Source organism: Marinobacter sp. M5B (genome assembly GCF_042604615.1).
GTDB classification, from domain to species: Bacteria; Pseudomonadota; Gammaproteobacteria; order Pseudomonadales; family Oleiphilaceae; genus Marinobacter; species Marinobacter salarius.
Window position 1 is genome coordinate 3662291 of record NZ_CP156894.1, and the last position, 19176, is coordinate 3681466.

General features: G+C 58.4%; 16 protein-coding genes. 7 read left to right on the forward strand and 9 right to left on the reverse strand.

What is annotated here, in order from left to right; genetic code table 11:
• Positions 1 to 20: 20 nt before the first annotated feature.
• Positions 21 to 1160 carry a TRAP transporter substrate-binding protein DctP gene (dctP, locus tag AAGD24_RS16630; protein WP_085681955.1) on the reverse strand — a complete coding sequence of 380 codons (1140 nt, stop codon included), beginning with the start codon at positions 1158 to 1160 and terminating at the stop codon, positions 21 to 23.
• A 250-nt stretch (positions 1161 to 1410) separates the two neighbouring features.
• Between dctP and AAGD24_RS16635 the strand changes: the two genes are divergently transcribed.
• The 6 genes from AAGD24_RS16635 (at position 1411) to astE (ending at position 6523) form a co-directional block, all read left to right on the forward strand.
• Entirely contained in the window at positions 1411 to 2169 is a 759-nt protein-coding gene (locus AAGD24_RS16635; RefSeq protein WP_036208724.1) for an FCD domain-containing protein, read from the forward strand.
• Positions 2170 to 2322: 153 nt separating this feature from the next.
• Positions 2323 to 3093, forward strand: coding sequence for an ABC transporter ATP-binding protein (locus tag AAGD24_RS16640; protein ID WP_036208721.1), 771 nt, complete (start codon positions 2323 to 2325; stop codon positions 3091 to 3093).
• A gap of 137 nt (positions 3094 to 3230) precedes the next feature.
• The gene (locus tag AAGD24_RS16645; RefSeq protein ID WP_036208715.1) at positions 3231 to 3983 is read left to right on the forward strand and encodes a transporter substrate-binding domain-containing protein; all 753 of its coding nucleotides are present in this window, start codon (positions 3231 to 3233) and stop codon (positions 3981 to 3983) included.
• Positions 3984 to 4034: 51 nt separating this feature from the next.
• On the forward strand, positions 4035 to 4739 hold the full coding sequence (locus AAGD24_RS16650) for an ABC transporter permease (RefSeq protein ID WP_036208713.1): 705 nt from the start codon (positions 4035 to 4037) through the stop codon (positions 4737 to 4739).
• Positions 4740 to 4742: 3 nt separating this feature from the next.
• Positions 4743 to 5465 (forward strand): ABC transporter permease, encoded by a 723-nt coding sequence (locus AAGD24_RS16655; protein ID WP_075194359.1) that lies wholly within the window; start codon positions 4743 to 4745, stop codon positions 5463 to 5465.
• A gap of 38 nt (positions 5466 to 5503) precedes the next feature.
• Positions 5504 to 6523 (forward strand): succinylglutamate desuccinylase, encoded by a 1020-nt coding sequence (astE, locus tag AAGD24_RS16660; protein ID WP_379865734.1) that lies wholly within the window; start codon positions 5504 to 5506, stop codon positions 6521 to 6523.
• Between the two features lie 2 nt (positions 6524 to 6525).
• On the opposite strand, the gene AAGD24_RS16665 is transcribed toward astE, so the two are convergent.
• Both AAGD24_RS16665 and AAGD24_RS16670 read right to left on the reverse strand, forming a co-directional pair.
• Positions 6526 to 9555, reverse strand: a complete 3030-nt coding sequence (locus AAGD24_RS16665; protein ID WP_151983012.1) for an efflux RND transporter permease subunit — start codon at positions 9553 to 9555, stop codon at positions 6526 to 6528.
• Positions 9555 to 10634: an efflux RND transporter periplasmic adaptor subunit gene (locus AAGD24_RS16670; RefSeq protein ID WP_085681954.1), complete on the reverse strand. Its 1080-nt coding sequence runs from the start codon at positions 10632 to 10634 to the stop codon at positions 9555 to 9557. The genes AAGD24_RS16665 and AAGD24_RS16670 overlap by 1 nt, the downstream gene beginning before the upstream one ends.
• Before the next feature lie 163 nt (positions 10635 to 10797).
• Between AAGD24_RS16670 and AAGD24_RS16675 the strand changes: the two genes are divergently transcribed.
• A complete protein-coding gene (locus AAGD24_RS16675) occupies positions 10798 to 11439 on the forward strand; it encodes a TetR/AcrR family transcriptional regulator (RefSeq protein WP_151983013.1) in 642 nt (213 codons plus the stop codon).
• A gap of 21 nt (positions 11440 to 11460) precedes the next feature.
• Here the strand turns inward: AAGD24_RS16675 and astB are convergent, their stop codons facing one another.
• From astB to AAGD24_RS16705, 6 genes are read right to left on the reverse strand one after another with little or no spacing between them, the layout of a single operon-like run.
• A complete protein-coding gene (gene astB, locus AAGD24_RS16680; protein ID WP_085679136.1) occupies positions 11461 to 12801 on the reverse strand; it encodes an N-succinylarginine dihydrolase in 1341 nt (446 codons plus the stop codon).
• Positions 12802 to 12814: 13 nt separating this feature from the next.
• Positions 12815 to 14290, reverse strand: a complete 1476-nt coding sequence (gene astD / locus AAGD24_RS16685) for a succinylglutamate-semialdehyde dehydrogenase (RefSeq protein WP_151983158.1) — start codon at positions 14288 to 14290, stop codon at positions 12815 to 12817.
• Between the two features lie 5 nt (positions 14291 to 14295).
• The gene (gene astA, locus AAGD24_RS16690) at positions 14296 to 15342 is read right to left on the reverse strand and encodes an arginine N-succinyltransferase (protein WP_036208695.1); all 1047 of its coding nucleotides are present in this window, start codon (positions 15340 to 15342) and stop codon (positions 14296 to 14298) included.
• A gap of 37 nt (positions 15343 to 15379) precedes the next feature.
• The gene (locus AAGD24_RS16695; RefSeq protein WP_151983014.1) at positions 15380 to 16396 is read right to left on the reverse strand and encodes an arginine N-succinyltransferase; all 1017 of its coding nucleotides are present in this window, start codon (positions 16394 to 16396) and stop codon (positions 15380 to 15382) included.
• Between the two features lie 50 nt (positions 16397 to 16446).
• The gene (locus tag AAGD24_RS16700) at positions 16447 to 17664 is read right to left on the reverse strand and encodes an aspartate aminotransferase family protein (RefSeq protein WP_085679127.1); all 1218 of its coding nucleotides are present in this window, start codon (positions 17662 to 17664) and stop codon (positions 16447 to 16449) included.
• Positions 17665 to 17713: 49 nt separating this feature from the next.
• A complete protein-coding gene (locus AAGD24_RS16705) occupies positions 17714 to 19165 on the reverse strand; it encodes an exonuclease domain-containing protein (protein WP_151983015.1) in 1452 nt (483 codons plus the stop codon).
• Positions 19166 to 19176: the final 11 nt, after the last annotated feature.

Sequence of the window (19176 nt, forward strand, 5' to 3'; positions counted from 1 at the left end):
TTTATTATGGTTATGCCGGCTTACATGCCTTTGATGTCTTCCTCGTTGAGGTAGCCAACGGTCTCGTTCATCATGTACTCAAGCTGGATATCCAGAATCGCCCTGGCATCCTCGTTCTTTCCAGCCCAGTTGAACCAGATCGGGATCGCAGCCTTCCGGAACTTTTCCAGGTCTTCCTGGCTCAGACGCGTCACCTTCGAGCCATCCTCTTTGAACTTCTCCATCGCTTCAATGTTGCGCTTCTGAATGGTCAGGTAGTGCTTCTGTGAGTAGATACGAACCTCGTCCTCAACCAACTGCTGAAGCTCTGGATCCAGCGCATTCCACGCACGCAGGTTGACGGTCAGGTCCATCAGGTCCACCGGCTGGTAGATGGACATAACACCAGGAGGCCCGAACATGATGTAGTCGGTCACCTGGGAGAAACCCAGCTCGTAGTTCACGGCAGGGCCGACGTAGTCAGCAGCGTCGATGGTGCCCTTCTCCAAAGCCGGGAAGATATCCGAACCCGGGAGGCTCACCGTGGACACACCAAACTGCTGAAACACCTCAGCGACCATGCCACCGGGCACACGCATCTTCATTCCTTCCATATCCGCCAGGCTGTTAACCGGCTTCTTGGAGTGAATGATGTTGGCGTCGTGTTGGATTGGGCCCACGTAAAACAGACCGAATTTCTTGTAGATCTCACGGGTCTTTTCCAGCATGCCCATGGAATAGAACATGATGTCCCACTGGTGAGGCTGATCGGGACCGGCTGGGTAGGACGACAGGAAAACGGAGGCCGGAATCTTTCCGGACCAGTACAGAGTGAAGGGATTCATGCCCTGCAGAACGCCGTTGCGCACCGCCTCGAAAAGGGCGTTGTTATCCGCGGCAACCGACTTGGCCGGGTACGGCTTGATGATTAGCTCGCCACCGGATTTCTCCTCCATGCTGTTGGCCCATTCCTCGAACAGGTCATAGCCTACGGTGCCAGCATCCCATACTGACTGAATCTTCCAGGTGGTTGCAGCCTGGGCCTGGCCAGCGCCTGCAATGGCCACACCGCAGAAGGCAGCGGCAAGTGCGAATGACTTCAGGAAACCTCGCCGCGGGGCAACGTTTCCAGCCTGAGTATCCGGAGCGCTTAATTGCTCGCTGTTCTTGTTGGTATTCATCGCCACATCTCCGTTGACATTGTTTTTATCGGGGGTCACGTCAACACCAGCAACAGCTGGCATTAAATCGATATTCGTAGTCCTGCCGGGTTTAGTCCAGAAGATTGCCAACTGGTCAGACCAGTTTTGTAAATGCCAGATAGACGAAAACGCTGTAATGAGCCATATTTACTGGTCCCGAAAGGGTTTCTTTAATTCAAGGCACGATAAAAACAACTGGTCCGACCAGTGACTCCTGGCAGGAAACATCATGGCAATCGCACAGGAAATTTCCTATCGACTCGAACGGCTCATTCTCGACGGCGGGCTGGCGCCGGAACAGAAAATGCCGTCGGAACGACAACTGGCTACCCGGCTTGGCGTGTCCCGCGCCATCATCCGCGAGGCCCTGCACGAGTTGCAGGGGCGGGGCGTGATTGAGACCCGGCATGGCAAGGGCTCTTTCGTGGCCCGAATTGTGCCTGGCGGTGAAGAGGACGGCGAGGACAGCCCGCTGCTACAGATGTTTACCGGCCACCCACGGACCCTGTATGACCTGCTGGAAGTAAGAGAGCAGCTGGAGGGCCAGGCCGCCTACCTGGCCGCACAACGGGCGACCGCATTGGACCTTCATCGCATCACCAAGGCTTACTCGGCACTCGAACAGACCGACCCACTCACCAACGCCCGGCCAGACCACAGTTTCCATCAGGCCATCGTGGAAGCGTCCCACAATCCGGTCCTGGTGCATGTTCTGAATGGCTTGAAGAACCTCATGCTGTTGACGGTGGAAGCCTCCGTGGCCAATCTGAACCCGCGTGAAGAAATGCGCAACAAGATTTCCCGGCAGCACAAGAGAATCTATCAGGCAGTGATGGCGGGAAAGCCCGAGGCGGCAAAGCGCATCGCCATGGCCCATGTGCGTTTTGTCAGTGACGCCATGCGCACGATCGAGCAACAGGGAACGGCCATTATCCGGGTTTCCCTGCACGCATCGGCAACACCGGAAAAACCCTCACAACGGGCGTAAACGGCAAAAAGCTTGCATCAAACGTTCAATAATCCACAATTAACACGCGGTATGTGTGGTAAAAAACGGCAAAACCCCGCTTTAGGGGGATTGATTTCCGCATCCACAGCCCGTAAAACTTGCGCCTTTGTTATATAGCCTCGGGAGCCACCTATGGCGGATTCAGCGCCTCTGATCTGCAAGGACATCCACAAGACCTTTGATCAACTGGAAGTCCTCAAGGGCATTTCACTGGAAACAAAGAAAGGGGATGTCGTTTCCCTGATCGGCAGCTCCGGCTCCGGTAAGAGTACGTTTCTGCGCTGTATCAACATGCTCGAAACGCCCACCTCCGGCGACATTATCGTGCATGGCGACCCGATTCGGTTCACCACCAATCGCAAAGGCGAGCGCATTCCGGCGGACAACAAGCAGGTGGAACTGATTCGCGCCCGGCTCTCCATGGTCTTCCAAAGCTTCAATCTCTGGTCCCACATGACCGTTCTGGAAAACATCATTGAAGCTCCTATTCACGTGCTCAAGGTGCCCAAGAAAGAAGCCATCGAAAGGGCCGAAGCCTATCTTGAGAAGGTGGGCATCTATGAGCGCAAGGACTACTACCCGGCCCAGATGTCAGGCGGGCAGCAGCAGCGGGCGGCCATTGCCCGGGCCCTGGCCATGGAACCGGAAGTAATGCTGTTCGACGAACCCACCTCCGCCCTTGATCCTGAACTCGTTGGCGAAGTGCTGAAGGTTATGCAGAACCTCGCGGAAGAAGGCAGAACCATGATCGTGGTGACCCATGAGATGTCGTTTGCGCGGGACGTGTCATCCCAGGTCCTGTTTTTGCATCAGGGCGTGATCGAGGAGCAAGGCACACCGGACAAAGTCTTCGACAATCCGGACTCGGAACGGATGAAGCAGTTTCTGGCTCCCAAGTTCTGACGTGCAGTGCTATCTTGAAACCATGTTTCCTTATCGGGGCATATATCCGCCCCGGAAGAAAACGCCAAAACCAGCAAAATAAGGCAAATCATTGCCGATAATAATGCCCACAAGGCTGACTACTGGAGAAGTGACTCATGAGAAAACTGATTGTTGCAGCAAGCGTCGCCCTGGCCATGATGGCCGGTGTCGCCCACGCCCAGGAACGTAACCTTCGCATCGCCTTCGACGTGCCCTACGAGCCGTTCGAATACAAGGATGAAAACGGCGAGCTGACCGGTTTTGAAGTGGAACTGGCCGAAGCCATGTGTGAAGAGATGAACGCCAACTGCGAATTCGTCATCCAGGCATGGGACGGTATGATTCCGGGCCTGCTGGCGCGCAAGTTCGACCTGATCATGTCCTCCATGTCCATTACGCCCGAGCGTGCTGAGCGTGTGCTGTTCTCCGAGCCGTACTACAACACTCCGGGTGGCTGGTTCGGCCCCGAGAGCTTCAACACCGACGTCACTGACATGGCCGCCATGGAAGGAATGACCGTTGGCGTACAGCGCGGCACCACCATGGACACCTTTGTGACCGAAGAAATGGGTGGCGTTGTGACCATCAAGCGCTACACCACCGCTGACGACATGGTCCTTGACCTGGAAGGCCAGCGCCTGGACGTGGTCTTTGTGGACTACCCGGTTGGCGAGCAGACCGTCCTGAGCAAGGATGGCTTCAAGGAAGTTGGCGAGCCGGTCAAACTCGGCCAGGGCGTGGGCGTTGCCATGCGCAAGCGTGACGAGGAGCTGGCGCAGGAAGTCAACGAGGCGCTTGCAACCCTGAAGGAAGATGGTACCTACAACACCATCATGGACAAGTACTTCGCTTACGACATCAAGATGTAAAAATGGCCGGGGGGCAGCGTTTGTTGCTGCCCCCGCTTACCGGATGTACCCATGATTGACTTGAAAGGCTACGGCCCGGCCCTGCTGGAAGGGGCTGTGGTCACCATTGAACTGGCCTTCTTTTCCCTTGCTCTCGCGCTGGTTCTGGGGCTGATTGGCGCTTCCGCCAAACTGTCCAAAAGCCGGGTAGCTATTGGGATTGCGACCACGTATACCACCCTGATCCGTGGCGTACCGGATCTGGTCATGATGCTGCTGTTTTATTATGGCGGCCAGGTCGCGGTTAATAACCTGTCGGATTACCTCTACGACGCCTACGACATAGACTTCTTCTTCCAGTTTGACCCTTTTATCTCCGGCGTCATCACCATTGGCCTGATCTTCGGTGCCTACATGGCGGAGACGTTCCGTGGTGCCTTTCTCGCCGTGGAGAGCGGTCAGATTGAAGCGGCCCGTGCCTACGGTTTCAGCCGCTGGCGCACGTTTCACCGAATCATATTACCGCAGATGCTACGCCATGCCCTTCCTGGCATCGGCAATAACTGGCAGGTACTGCTCAAAACCACCGCACTGGTCTCCATCATCGGCCTGACCGATATGGTGCGGGTCGCCGAAGAAGCCGCCAAGGCCGAGCGCATGCCATTCCATTTCTTTATTCCGGTGGCGTTTGTTTACCTCAGCCTGACAGCCGGTTCCGAGCTGTTTATCAAGTGGCTCAACAAGCGCGCCAATATTGGCGTGGTACAGGGGAGCTGAACCATGCCTGAATTTCTTGCTGAACTGCTGAACCAGAACGATATCTTCACGGCCCCCACCATCATGGAATACTGGGGCGGGCTGGTCACTACCGTTCAACTGGTATTTCTGTCACTGATCCTGGGCCTGCTGGTTGCCGTTCCCCTGGCGATCATGCGCACCTCGAAGAACCCACTGATCAACGGCCCGGTCTGGTTCTATACCTATATTTTCCGGGGCACACCGTTGTTGATCCAGCTGTACATCATTTACTACGGCCTGGCCCAGATAGAGGGTATCCAGCAAACCTTCTGGTGGGACATCTTCCGTGAAGCTTTCTACCCGGCCCTGCTGGCGTTCACACTGAATACCGCCGCCTACACCACGGAGATTATCCGGGGTGCCATTGTAGCCACACCCAGTGGGGAGATTGAGGCGGCAAAGGCCTATGGCATGAGCTGGGCACTGCGGATGCGCCGGATTATCCTGCCGAGCGCGGCGAGGCGGGGTGTGCAGGCATACTCCAACGAAGTCATTTTCATGCTTCACGCCAGTGCCATTGCCAGCGTGGTGACCCTGGTGGACCTGACCGGGGCGGCGCGGAACATTTATTCCCGATTCTACGCCCCCTTTGATGCGTTTATCTTTGTGGCGCTGCTCTACATGGTTTTGACGTTCATGTTGGTGTTCGCCTTCCGCAAGCTGGAAAACTATCTGTTGCAACATCAACGGCCGGTGAGTGGCTGACAAATCCATAGTGCAGGGAAGTCCGGAGCGTAGCTGAAATGATTTTTGGTCCTGGCCTTGATTGGCTTTCTCACACGCTCACGCGAACAGAGCACGCAACATCGGAAAAGATTGTTGTTCTGGACGACGGCACGGGGTTGCAGTTGCAGGACTCCGGGCTCCTCTATCTGGAACCCCCTACTGGGCGCCCCAACCCCAACAATGAGTCGCTGATTGTTTCCGCTGGCATCCATGGGAATGAAACCGCGCCCATTGAGGTTCTGAACCATCTGTTGAATGAGCTGATCAACGGTCAATGGCAACTGGCCTGCCCGGCGCTGTTGATACTTGGCAACCCAATGGCGATGGATGCTGGCCAGCGCTTTATTGACGTGAACCTCAACCGCCTGTTCGGTGGCGCCCACCGTAAACCGGAATACCGGAACTTTCCCGAGGCGGAGCGGGCCCGGTTGCTGGAGGACGCCTGCAGGGCCTTCGCCACCAAGCACTCTGCCAATGTGTGCCACTACGACCTGCACACCGCCATTCGCCCGTCATTGCGGGAGAAGTTCGCCCTCTATCCGTTTGTGGAGGGACGGGACATTCCGAATGGGCAGATTGATTTCCTGCTGGAGGCGGAGGTGGAAACCCTGCTATTGCAGCACCGTGAAGGCACCACCTTTGCCTCGTTTTCCTCGTCCGAACTGGGAGCAGAAAGCTTCACTGTGGAACTTGGCAAGGTACGGCCTTTCGGGCAGAACGACCTCAGCCGCTTCACGGGCATTGCCAATGCCTTGCGGCGCCGACTGAAAGGCGAGGAACCGCCGAAAAGGGACAAGGGGGCAGCACCGATAACAGTGTTTGAAGTGGTGCATGAAATCCTGAACACCGGCGACAGCTTCCAATTCCACGTGCCAGACGACGTCGCCAACTTCACCATGTACGACCCGGGCACGGTCATCTGGGAAGACAGTAACACCCGCTACACGGTAGGCGACACACCCGAAGGCATTGTGTTCCCGAACCGCGACGTACCCGTTGGCCAGCGGGTAGGCCTGATGATCAGGCCCACCCGCTAGCGTCAGGCCGGAGCGTTCTCTGGCTCTGCCACCTTGCAGCTGATCACGTGGGTACAGACCGACGGTACCACCAGTAACGTCAGTACCGTAGAGGCCAGCAGGCCCGAGATAATGGCCCAGGCCATTGGTGGCCACAGGGTGGAGCTGGAGAACGCCAACGGCAACAAGCCGGCAACGGTGGTCGCAGTGGTCAGCAGGATAGGCCGTGTGCGCTGCTCCACCGCCTTGCGAACCGCATCCCGAATGCCATCCCCTTTCTCCAACTGTCGATCCATCACATCCAGCAGTACGATGGCATTGTTCACCACAATCCCCACCAGGGCGATGACGCCCAGCAGTGACTGGAAACCAAACGGCGAGCCGGAGAATACCAACCCCGGGAAGATACCCACGGTGGCCAGTGGCACGGTCAGCAGGATAATGCCGACACGTCGGAAGGAATTGAACTGAATAAGCAGGAAGAACAGCAACAGCAGCACACCAATAGGCGCTGTGGTCAGCAAGGCGTTGTTGGCATCGCCGGAGCCCTCGGCGTCACCGCCCATGTCCAGCCGTGTACCCGGGGGCAGGGGGTTTTCCGCAAGCCTTGCTTCCAGCCCTTCCAGGGCCTGACTGAAGCTGTAACCTGCCATCAGGTTCGACCAGACGGTGTTCATTCGGGTGCCATTACGCTGGAACAGGGCCGCCGATTGCCAGGAGGTTTCCACCGAGGCAATAGCGGAGAGAGGCACCGCGTCACCCCGATCGTTGTAGATATTCACCGACAACAAGCGTGGCAATGACAGGCTGGTGCCTTCCCGGGAGCGCAACACCAGGGGAATCGGGTCCTCCTCCTGGCGATACTGTTCAGCCACCACACCAAAGCTCTGACCATAGAGGCTTTGGGCAACATCGGCACGGTTCAGGCCGTAACGGGCCGCGCTGGCATCGTCCACATTGATGGCAATGCTTGGTACGCCGATATCCAGGTTGTGGCGCACATCTACTGTGCCCTTAACGCTGCGTAGCGCCGAGAACACCTGTTCCACGGCACGCGCGCGGGTGTCGTCGTTGGCATGATAAACCCTCACTTCCACCGGCGCTGCCCGTGGCGGCCCCTGCCCCAAGATTCCCGCCGTTAGCTGCAACTCCGGCATTTCGTGCCCGGCGTAGTCGCGAATCCACTGTACCAGGCCGGTGGTGTCTTCCAGGGTGGGCGTTGATACCACGATTCGCCCGCGGTTCGGCGCCTGGGGCTCGCGCTGCAGATTGTAATAGAAGCTGGGGCCGGTAAAACCAACAAACCGATGCACCTCCAGGGCCTCCGGTCGGGTGCGGATCGCACGCTCAAGGTCGGCCGCCACACTGGACGTGCGCTCCTGGTCCGTGCCTTCGGGCATGTAAAGCTCAACCACCACCTGGGGACGATCCGCGTTGGGGAAAAACTGCTGCTTCATGAACGGCGTGAGTGACAGGCTGAACACCACCAGCGCCGTACCCGCAAGGATCAAAGTGCCCGGACGCCTCGCCACCAGGGCGCCGAGAAAACGGGAAAACCCAACCAGCTTGTCTTCACGAGCGTCTGTCTTGCGGGGTTTCAGGAAGCGGGCCGCCAGCAGTGGTACGGCGGACACCGCCAGCAGGTAACTGACGGAGAGGGTGAGCATGATCATCACCGGCACACCACGGGTGAAATCCGCCGTGCCACCCTTGGACAGCAACAACGGCATGAACGCCGCAATGGTAGTGCCCGTGGAGGCTCCCAACGGCCCCGCCAGCTCTTTCACAGATTGCTTCAGGGCGTCCAACCGTCGCATGCCGTCATCCAGGTATCCCTGGATGCTCTCGACAATCACAATGGCATTGTCGATCAGGATACCGAGGGAAATCACCATGCCAATGACAGCAATCTGGTGCAGTACACCACCCCCCAAGTCATAAAGGCCGATACTGATGAGCGCCACCATCGGCAGGATCGACGCCACCAGCAACCCCATGCGGATTCCCATACCGGTGAACACCACGGCCACAATGATGATAACGGACATCACCAGGCTCCAGGCCAGGTTGTCGAGCCGCTCTTCCACCTTATCGGGCTGAAAGAACATCTCCCGGATTTCGTAGGGAGCGAACTCGTCACGGATCGTCGATAGCCGTTCCCGCACACGTTCGCCAAACCGAATGGCGTCGGTACTGCCCTCCTCCATGATCATGGAAACCAGCACCACCCGTTCACCGTCGTACCAGGCTTCCGGTTGCCGGGGCTCCGCTGGGCCACGCCAGACTTCAGCAGCCGCGGCGAGGGGCACCTGGGAGCCGTCCGGCAGTTCAATGGGCGTCGCGCGAATGGCATCCACACTGGTGAATTCGCTGTTTGGCAACACCGACAGACGACGACCGTCGGCGATAACAAAACCGCCCGGCGTGGTCTGGTTGCGGCGCGCCAACGTGTCCAGCACGCGTGCGGGAGAAATGCCCAGCCGGTACATGGCTGCGTCGTCCAGCGCCAGGGTGATCTGTTCGTCCGCGTCACCCTCCAGTTCAATACGGGACACGCCGGAAATGTCCGCCAGATTCTGTTTCAGGCGCTCTGCCACGTCGCTCAGTTCGGTAACCGAACCAGAACCGCTGACCGCAAGAATAATGGCAGGAATATCAATCAGGCGGTCGTCCAGCACCATCTGGCCGACGTCATCGGGAAAATCCAGGCGCGCCCGGTCCATGGCCTGGCGGACGCGATCCCAGGCGGAATCGGTATCGTAGATGGTGTCGTTCAGGCGCACGTTGAAAATTGTCACACCGGTGCGGGCAGTGGCCTGGGTGTAATCAACCTCCTCCACCTGGCGCAACTCGTCCGACAATGGCTGCAGTACCAACCGCTCAACGGCTTCGGCGCTGGCGCCTGGGTAGTTGATGCTAATCAGACCGGCGCGATAGGGAAATGAAGGATCTTCCTGGCGCGGCATGGTGCTGTAGGCCGCAATCCCCAGGAGGCACAGCATGGTCACCACCATGCCCAGCAAGCGTTGAAAGTTCAGCAGGCGCAGTGACATCAGCGCACCTCCACGGCATCACCGTCGGAAATACGGGTCATGCCGGCAAAGACCACCTGATCACCAGCACTAAGATTGGTGGCATCCACCACCACACGCTCTCCGATAATCCGCTGCACCGTCACCGGCACACGGCGGGCAACGCCATCGGAAATGCGGAACACGCTGGCGCCTCCGTTGGATTTCATCACCGACAACAACGGCACCGTCGTGGCCACGGTTTCACGGGGCGTAATACCCACTTCCACCGGCTCCCCGGGTTCGAGGGTATCTGCCGGCAGGCTGACCAATACCGGATGGAGCTCGCCGCGAACACCTCCGGGCTGGGCAATTTCCACAATGGAGCCGGTGACTGGCGCACGGTTGCGATCCTGCACCGACCAGACCGGCAGCAGTTGCGACAGCGACACATGGTTGAGCATGTACGCCGGTACCCGCACTTCCACTTCGCGTCCCTCCGGGGACGACAGACGCATCACCGGCTGGCCGGAGGCCACAAACTCATCCCGCTCCACCAGCAAGGCTTCAACCCGGCCGTCGAACGGCGCCCTCAGTTCACTCTCTCGCAGTAAGCGTGTGGCCTCGGCAAGAGATGCTTCGGCCGTTGCCATACTGGCTTTCAGGCTGTCCCGCCGGGAAGCCAGTTGCTCAAGTCCCTGCTCCGAAACGACCCCGCGCTCGTGCAGTTGACGGGAGCGTTCCCATTCCCGTTTGGCCTGATCATATTGGGTTCTCAGTTCGTCCAGCCGGGCGGCTGCGGAATCCCGCGCCGGTTCCAGTGCAGGGTTATATACCCGCGCCAGCAGGTCACCGGTCTTGACGGTCTGCCCCAGTTCAACCGCGCGTTCTCGAAGGGTGCCGCTCACCTGGAACGTCAGCGTTGCCCGCTGGGCCGCCCGGACGATACCGGAAAAGCGCAGCGAAACGCCCTCCGTCTGGCCGCCCGTCACCTCGGCAGCACGCACTGTTACCGGGGCAGCACCCTGTTCAGGCGCCGGTTCACTGGATTTACAGGCGCTGACAAGGAGGCTTGCAGCGGCCAAGAGGGAAACGATGGCGGAGCGCCGGGCGATGTTCATTGAGAAGTCCTCTCTTCCATGGTCACGGTGTTTTTCATCATCCATCCGGTGGACAAAAGTTCATTATCAGACATAATGTCATTCTTTGACAATTTGTCAATAATCGGATTTCATCCCTAACCATGTATCATGAGATGGCAGTCTCCATTACCCGGAACCCCCTATGAGTGAGCCGTTAAAAACCCGTAGAGAGAAAGAGAAGCAGGCCAGGTACGACAGCATTCTGGATGCTGCGGAACTGGTGTTTTCGGAGAAGGGCTACGAGCGCACATCCATGGACGACATCGCGCGCACGGCCGCGCTCAGCCGTGCATTGCTGTACGTGTACTTCAAGGACAAGGCGGCGATCCAGCGCGGCATCATGCTTCGTGCCGGCCACAGCCTTTGCCGCCGCTTCGAGGAGGCTCGCCAGACGGCGGACACCGGGCTGGCTCAGATATCCGCCATGGGAGTGGCCTATTACAACTTCTACCGCGAGCAGCCGGATTACTTCTCCGCACTGACAACAGCCTCCACGGCGATGGTCGACGCAGATGACGAGCTGGCAGGCGAGATGTTTGGCTGCAAGGCAGAAACCATGGAGCTGATGGTCGGCGCGATACACCTGGGGCTGGAAGACGGCACCATGAACCGCGAGCGCATCCACAATCCGGTTGAAACCGCGCTCTACCTCCGTGGCGCCCTACACGGCGTCATCATGCTATGCCAGAGCGAAATAACCGAGAGCGACCTGGAGGACAACTTTTCTGCGGAATCACTGATCCGTCATACTATGGAGATGCTGACGTCCTCTATCTCGTCCTGAGAAAAGAGGACGATAACCGGATTAGAGCTGAAAATCGTAGATAGACCCAAGCCCAAGAATCCCGGTCAACTCATCCAGAGCCTTACGGACTTCGTCAAGCAGCATCGGGTCGCCCAGATCCTCCTGCGACAACTCCTCCCGGTAATGCGCCTCGACCCAGGTAGTCAGGCGTTCATACAGGGAGTCGGTTAGCAATACGCCGTGGTGCATGGCCTTGAGTTCGTCGTCGTTCAGTACCACCCGCAAACGCAAACATGCCGGGCCGCCACCGTTGCGCATGGACTGTTTGACGTCGAAAACCTCCACCGACGTAATCGGCCCCGAGTCGTTCACCAACTCGTCCAGATAGCGGCTGACCGACGCAATTTCACGGCATTCACCCGGCACCGCCAGCATCATGCCATCGGGCGTATTCAGCAACTGACTGTTGAACAGGTAGGAGGCCACAGCGTCCTCCAGCGGCACCTGCTCACTGGTGACACGCACGGCTTCCAGTTCTGCACCTGTCAGGCGCGAGCGGATATCAGCCAGCACGGTTTCTTCATCCAGAAACGCCAGCTCATGGTAGAACAGAGCGTTGCCATTACCGACGGCGATAACGTCGTTGTGGAACACCCCGGCATCAATCGCAGCGGGGTTCTGCTGGGCGAACACCACGTGGCTGTCTTTCAGGCCATGCAGGCGGGCGATGGCCTGGGAGGCCTCCAGTGTCTGGCGTGCAGGATACAGTTTCGGGGCCGGAGCCTGTTCGTTGAAGGCGATCTGGCCGTATACGAACAGTTCAACGCCCGGCTCACCATACCCGCCGCACAAACGGGTGTGGTTGGCGGCGCCTTCATCACCAAACTGGCTGACCGACGGCAGCGCCGGATGGTGGGCAAACCAGGCGTCGTCCGCGAAGATGGATTTCAGTGCCCGGCCGGTGACCACATGCTCAATAGAGCGATGGAACTTGGCGCTCAGGTTTGCCGGCGTAAAATGCACGCGGTGATCGGAGGTATCCGCACTCGGCGACACCGTAGCGGCGTTGGCCGTCCACATGGTGGAGGCCGATGATGCCGCCGCCAGGATGGACGGGCTCTGTTTGGCGGCCGCGCTGAGAACGTCGCGGTCCGAACCGGTAAACCCCAATGCCCGCAAGGTCGGAATGTGCGGGCGTTCATGGGGCGGCAGAACACCCTGGACAAAACCGCGATCCGCCAGACGCTTCATTTTCGCCAGCCCCTGCAGGGCGGCTTCCTTCGGATTGGACACCGAGCGAACGTTGGACTTGGACGCCACATTGCCCCACGACAGTCCGGCGTAATTATGAGTTGGCCCTACCAGGCCATCGAAATTGGCTTCTACTGCGTGCTTGGCCATGACTCGTCTTCCGTCAGTCGAAATTTAACCCGGGTGCCAGGCTGTCCGGCACTTCGCTCTTCTTCGCCTCCAGCGAGGCCATCGGCCAGGCACAGTAATCGGCGGCGTAGTAGGCACTGGGGCGATGGTTGCCACTGGCCCCGACACCACCGAACGGCGCGGCACTGCTGGCGCCCGTCAACGGCCGGTTCCAGTTGACGATGCCCGCGCGCACTTCGTCCGTCAGTCGCTCGTAGAGTTTGTGGTCATCGGTCAGGATGCCCGCCGAGAGTCCATAGCGGGTGTTGTTCGCAAGCTCCAGGGCCTCGTCAAAGCTCTTGTAGCGGTATACCGTCAGCAACGGGCCGAAGAATTCCTCATCCACCAGGTCCAGGCCGGTTGCGTCCACAATGCCCGGTGACAACAGGCCGGTGCCTTCCCGTAGACTCTGCATCTCCAGTAGCAGTTGCCCACCCTTCGTCACCAGGCTGTTCTGGGCCGCCAACAGCTTGTCGGCCGCTTCTTTCGAAATTACCGACCCCATGAACGGTTGCGGCTCCGCATCGAAATCGCCCACGGTGATGCGGCTGACCACTTCAACAAAGCGCTCCAGGAACTGGTCGCCCTTGGTACCCTTTGGTACCAGTAAACGACGTGCGCAGGTGCAACGCTGACCCGCCGACAGGAAGGCGGACTGGAGGGCGTGATGCACCGCGCCATCCAGGTCATGCACATTCTGGACGATCAGCGGATTGTTGCCGCCCATCTCCAGCGCCAGGATCTTCTCAGGCTGACCACCAAACTGCTTGTGCAGCAGGTGCCCTACCGTGGAACTTCCGGTAAAGAACAACCCATCAACGCCCGGATGCGACGACAGGGATTTACCGGTTGGCATTGCCCCCTGCACAAGGTTGATGACGCCGGGAGGAAGGCCGGCCTTTTCCCAAAGTTTCACGGTCAGCTCGGCGACACCGGGGGTCAGTTCACTGGGTTTGAACACCACGGTGTTGCCCGCCAGCAACGCCGGCACGATATGCCCGTTGGGCAGGTGCCCGGGAAAATTATAGGGGCCAAACACCGCCACCACGCCATGGGGGCGATGCCGTAATACTGCATGTCCGCCAGCAACGTCGGATTCGGAGTGGCCGGTGCGGTCGTGATAGGCGGCAACGGAGATTCCGATCTTGCCTATCATCGCTGCCACTTCGGTGCGGGACTCCCACAGGGGCTTTCCGGTTTCCGAGCCGATCTGGTGCGCCAGCTCTTCCTTGTGTTCCTCCAGCAGCGTGCCAAATTTTTCCACCAGGGCCTGGCGCTCACTGAACGGGCGCTTGCGCCAGTGGACAAACGCTGAACGGGCTTCACGCACGGCGGCGTCCACGTCTTCGATGCTGGCGCTGACGCCATCCCAGACTGTCTCTCCAGTGACCGGCTGGAGGGATTCGAAAAAGTCGCCATGGCCTTCCAGCCAGAGTCCATCAATAAAGAGTTGACCTGTCAGGTTTACCATTGTCATTACCTCCTTCCGGTATCTTTCAAAGGGGCCAGCCGCACGAGGTCTCCGGATTCTACTTCCAGCGCCTCGGCCACGTCGGCCGGAATACTGACAGTATCGAGTCCTATGCACTCGGCCGGTATGGTGGTTACCCGAAAGTCCCGGAACGAGCGGTTGGATATCATTACCTGTTGTTCCGCCGGGACATCCGTCACCAGCGGTTTCTTGCGGATCATAACGTGGCGGTTTATACCTTCGCGCACGGTACGAATACTGTGAATAAAAGCCTCAACCGCCGGGCCACCATCGAAGATGTCCACCATGCCATTGAAGTTGAAGCCTTCCGCCTGCAGCATTTTCAGCGCCGGCGCGGTGTTTTCATGCACGCGACCAATCACGGCCCGTGCAGCGTCCGGTAACATCGGCAGGTAGATGGGGTATTTGGGCATCAGTTCAGCAATGAACGATTTATTGCCAAGGCCCGACAACATGTCTGCCTCACTAAACTCCATGTCAAAAAACTTGCTCCCAAGAGCATCCCACAGCGGGCTCTGGCCGTTGCTGTCGGACACTCCCCGCATTTCAGCGAAGACTTTCTCGGAGAAATGCGAGCGGAAGTCGTCCAGGAACATGAACCGGCAACGGGACAACAACAGGCCAGTGCCACCGCCCCGATGGGAGCTCGAAAGCAGCAGAGAGCACACCTCTGTGGTACCGGTCATGTCATTGGACAGGTGCAGCGTCGGGGTGCGCACATGCACGTCCAGCTCGCGGGACGCATTCACCGTCACGCTCAGTCGGTAATTATAGAACACCTCATCCAGGCCCACTCGCGCCTGTATGCCGCTGATGCCCACACACCGTTTGAGCTCGGTATCCTCGAGAGCAAACAGGTACAAGCCAGCCTCTGGTGCGCAGCGCTGGTTGAAGGTTTCCTGCGCATGCTGGATCTTCCTTGCCAGCAGTGCCCTATCCGCGGGCAATGTCGTCAGTCCCTTTCCGGCGCCCTGGGCCATGGCGTACAGGGCGTCGAGGTCGTTCTCCTGCAAGGGTCGGATTACCAGCATTCCGGCCTCCTGTCTGTGCTTGCTGTGCTTGCCCTGTTCATAATGGTGTCACCCGTACCGTGTCACCGGAGCTCAGGCCCAGGTATTCCCAGGTTTTCGGCGGCACTTTCACTTGGTCCTGCAGGCTCTCCGAGAGCGGGGTCAGCGTGCTGCGAAAATCCCCGCCCTCACCACCACAAATCAGGCAGGTTTCGCCATCGTCAGTATGGGCGGCATGCAGGGTTTTCGGATGACTGGTCACAACAGACCTGAGCGCATCGGTGCGAGCTTCCAGTACCGGCCCGGCATCGAAGATATCGAGATAGCATCCCGCCCGGAACCCTTCGCACTGAAGTAACTCGTACGTCGCCTGGGTTTGTGAGTGAGATTGCCCTAGCGCATCCTGAGCGGCTTGGCTGAGCAGCGTGACGTAGATCGGGTTGGGCGGCATCAGTTCTGCAATAAAGGTTTTGCTCAACAACCCGGAATATTGGTCCGCGGTTTCAAAATCCATATTAAAGAAATGCCGCCCCAGACTGTCCCAGAACGGCACCTCGCCGTCTTCCGTCTGCACACCCTGTATCTCCACAACCACCTTATCCGTGAACAGCGAGCGATGGCTGGCGATAAACAGCATCCTGGCACGGGACAGCAGCTCGAAGGCGTCAGTACCACGCAGCTCCGGCCTGATGGCGAAGGAGCACAACAGCGTGTGGTCGGTCAGCGCATGGGATGGGTACAGAACCTCCACCCGGCGCGAAACGCCCAGCTCATGGGAGGCATGGATAAGTGCGTCCTGACGGTAATTGTAGAACGGCTGCCCATTACCCGCCCGGGCATCGATACCCGATACGCCCTGCACCTTACCTGTACGGGTGTCTTCCAGTACGAACAGGAACCGCTTGGGTTCGTCGGGTTTGTTTGTGCCGGTAAAGGAGCGGGTGGATTGATCAATCTTGGTGGACAGTGCGTCCTCTTTTTTGGGCAGGGTGGATGACATCCGGGGGCCCTGGCCCCCGGCGATGTCGAGTATGTCGTTCAGGTCACCCGGCTGAGCCGGACGTACCAGCCACATAGGCGGCTCCTGTCATCATGCTTGTGGTTACTGTCGCGGATTAACGTCTGCTACTGACCACAAACCTTTTTCACACCAGCTTCAAACCGCGCCAGCGCTTCATCAATATCAGGCTCTGGAACGATCAGTGACGGCGCCAGACGCACGACATTCGGGCCGGCAATCAGCACCATCACACCTTCGTTCAGGCCGGCATTGAGAAACTCCTTAGCTTTGCCTTTCCACTCTTCCGTCAGTACACAGCCGAGCAGCAAGCCGGAGCCACGAACCTCACTGAAGATGCCGTAGCGCTCACCAATGTCCATCATCCCCTTCCGCAGGCGCTCCGAACGCGCCGCAACGCCCTTGAGGATATCCGGCTGGCTCACCGTATCAATTACCCGCTGGGCAACTGCACACGCCAGGGCGTTGCCGCCATAAGTACTGCCATGGGTACCGATACCCAGGCTTTTCGCTACCTTCTCCGTGGTCAACATGGCCGCCACCGGGAAGCCACCGCCAAGCCCCTTGGCCGTGGACAGGATATCCGGCGTTACGCCATACATCTGGTAGGCATAGAGGTGCCCGGTACGGCCCACGCCGGACTGAACTTCATCGAACACCAACAAGGCATCGTTTTCGTCACAGAGCTGGCGCAGGCCTTTGAGGAATTCCGGATCGCCGGGCATGACGCCACCTTCGCCCTGAATAGGCTCTACCACCACCGCACAGGTCTTGTCCTTGGAGATCAGCTTCCGGACCGACTCAAGATCGTTGAAATCGGCGTGATGAATGCCTCCTGGCGCAGGCTCAAAACCTTCAAGGTACTTGGGCTGACCACCGACGCTGACCGTAAACAGGGTGCGGCCGTGGAACGAGCTCTTGAAGGAGATGATTTCATTCTTTTCCGCGCCGAAATGTTCCCAGGCATAGCGACGGGCCAGCTTGAACGCGGCTTCGTTAGCCTCGCCACCGGAATTGGCAAAGAACACACGCTCGGCAAAGGTCAGATCACACAGGGTCTTGGCCAACCGCAGGGCGGGCTCGTTGGTCATGACATTGGACAGGTGCCAGATTTTCTCGGCTTGCTCCATCAGCGCGCCCACAAGGCCGGGGTGATTATGACCAAGGCAGGTCACCGCAATGCCACCCGCCAGGTCGATGTACTCCTTACCTTCCTGATCCCAAACGTGGGAGCCTTCACCCTTGACGGGAATCACAGACCCGGGTGCGTAGTTGGGGACCATTACCTCATCGAATAACTCACGGCTGACAGGTTCTCTGTTCATCGGTGTCTCTCAAACAAAACGTGAAAAGATACAGTTAATCATACGCCACTCAGGGCATGAGCACATCCGGCGCGCTCACCGCATCCAGCTCTATTACTTTCAGCGAGCGCCCATCCTGCCCCATCAGGGCTTTGACCACCAGCTTGTAGGAATCCAGGTCGAAATTGACGGCCTGGCCGCGCAAAGAAAGTCCGTCAATCTCGTCCATCCCCCGCAGCGTGGCCACATGCATCCAGTTGTACACCACCAGGATATCGGTCCTGCCGGTTCTGGCATTGTGCTCCACAACTCCCACCGGCCCTTTCCAGGGCCAGGTTTTCAGCCGTAGTCCGTGGAACGCAATCTGGGTTCTCAAATTGTAGCGGACGACATCCTCACCGCCGTCACAGGCGCCTCTACAGCGACCCAGGCTACGCTGAAAACAGGGGCCATCACCGTCGGGTTCCAGCCCCAGCAACTTGTTGCAAAGATCGTTCTTCGCGGCGATGCCACTGAGTGCCTTTTCGGCGTCTTTCTTGCTGCGAAACAAACCAAAATAGTCGCCCAGCCGGTGCGGTTCAATCTCCCACACCAGGCGCGCCTGCAGATACCCCGTCGAATTCTCCGCCAGCTCAATGCTCACCAGATTCTTCGCTGCCCGGGAACGCCGGTTAAACAGTGGCTTCAACTGCTTTATTTGCTTTAATTCAAGCAGTAACGCGCCCAGCTCGCCAGCGGTTTCTGTCCAGTCCACCCGTCGCAGACTCTCAGACATGCGTATGCCGCGGCTGGAATTGTGGTCACCAGAGAAGTGAGAGGCCACGCGCTGGGCAATGTTAGTACTTTTACCTACGTACAGAAGAACGTCGTTTTCGCCGTAGAATCGATACACTCCCGGCCCACGCGGAAGATCCTGAAGCACATCGGTAGGCAGGTTGGACGGAATGCTGGGCCTCTGGAGCAAATTGCGGATGGCCACTTCCATGGCATCACTTCCTTTCTCAACCAAGGCATGCTCGAAAAACGCCATCATCGCGGAGACATCCCCCAGCGCGCGATGTCGCTGCACCTGTTCCAGATGATGACGCTCAATCAACGCGTCCATATTGTGGCGTCGAAAACCAGGGTACAGCGTGCGAGACAATTTAACGGTACAGAGCACTTTCGCTGAGAACAGCAAGCCCAGCCGCCGGAACTCGGCCTTGATAAATCCGTAATCAAACCGCGCATTATGGGCCACGAAAATGGTGTCTTTCAGCTGCTCTTCTAACACCCCGGTAATGTCTTCAAACACTGGCGCATCCGCCACCATGGCGTCGGAAATACCGGTCAGGTTCTCTATAAAGGGGGAAATCCGGGTTTCCGGATTGATCAGGGTTTGCCACTCGCCAACCACCTCCCCCGCGCGCCAGAAACGGATACCAATTTCCGTGATCCGATCGTGGGAGGAGTTGCCGCCCGTGGTTTCAATATCGAGAAAGGCAAACGTGGCCGAGCCGAGAATCTCAGTATTTTTCGTCATAGCACCAGGTA

Coding starts and splice junctions, on each gene's coding strand:
- dctP (WP_085681955.1), bottom strand. CDS start 1,160: ATGAATACCAACAAGAACAGCGAGCAATTAAGCGCTCCGGATACTCAG.
- astE (WP_379865734.1), top strand. CDS start 5,504: ATGATTTTTGGTCCTGGCCTTGATTGGCTTTCTCACACGCTCACGCGA.
- AAGD24_RS16700 (WP_085679127.1), bottom strand. CDS start 17,664: ATGAACAGAGAACCTGTCAGCCGTGAGTTATTCGATGAGGTAATGGTC.
- AAGD24_RS16705 (WP_151983015.1), bottom strand. CDS start 19,165: ATGACGAAAAATACTGAGATTCTCGGCTCGGCCACGTTTGCCTTTCTC.
- AAGD24_RS16640 (WP_036208721.1), top strand. CDS start 2,323: ATGGCGGATTCAGCGCCTCTGATCTGCAAGGACATCCACAAGACCTTT.
- AAGD24_RS16665 (WP_151983012.1), bottom strand. CDS start 9,555: ATGTCACTGCGCCTGCTGAACTTTCAACGCTTGCTGGGCATGGTGGTG.
- AAGD24_RS16635 (WP_036208724.1), top strand. CDS start 1,411: ATGGCAATCGCACAGGAAATTTCCTATCGACTCGAACGGCTCATTCTC.
- astD (WP_151983158.1), bottom strand. CDS start 14,290: ATGGTAAACCTGACAGGTCAACTCTTTATTGATGGACTCTGGCTGGAA.
- AAGD24_RS16655 (WP_075194359.1), top strand. CDS start 4,743: ATGCCTGAATTTCTTGCTGAACTGCTGAACCAGAACGATATCTTCACG.
- AAGD24_RS16645 (WP_036208715.1), top strand. CDS start 3,231: ATGAGAAAACTGATTGTTGCAGCAAGCGTCGCCCTGGCCATGATGGCC.
- AAGD24_RS16695 (WP_151983014.1), bottom strand. CDS start 16,396: ATGTGGCTGGTACGTCCGGCTCAGCCGGGTGACCTGAACGACATACTC.
- AAGD24_RS16670 (WP_085681954.1), bottom strand. CDS start 10,634: ATGAACATCGCCCGGCGCTCCGCCATCGTTTCCCTCTTGGCCGCTGCA.
- astA (WP_036208695.1), bottom strand. CDS start 15,342: ATGCTGGTAATCCGACCCTTGCAGGAGAACGACCTCGACGCCCTGTAC.
- AAGD24_RS16675 (WP_151983013.1), top strand. CDS start 10,798: ATGAGTGAGCCGTTAAAAACCCGTAGAGAGAAAGAGAAGCAGGCCAGG.
- AAGD24_RS16650 (WP_036208713.1), top strand. CDS start 4,035: ATGATTGACTTGAAAGGCTACGGCCCGGCCCTGCTGGAAGGGGCTGTG.
- astB (WP_085679136.1), bottom strand. CDS start 12,801: ATGGCCAAGCACGCAGTAGAAGCCAATTTCGATGGCCTGGTAGGGCCA.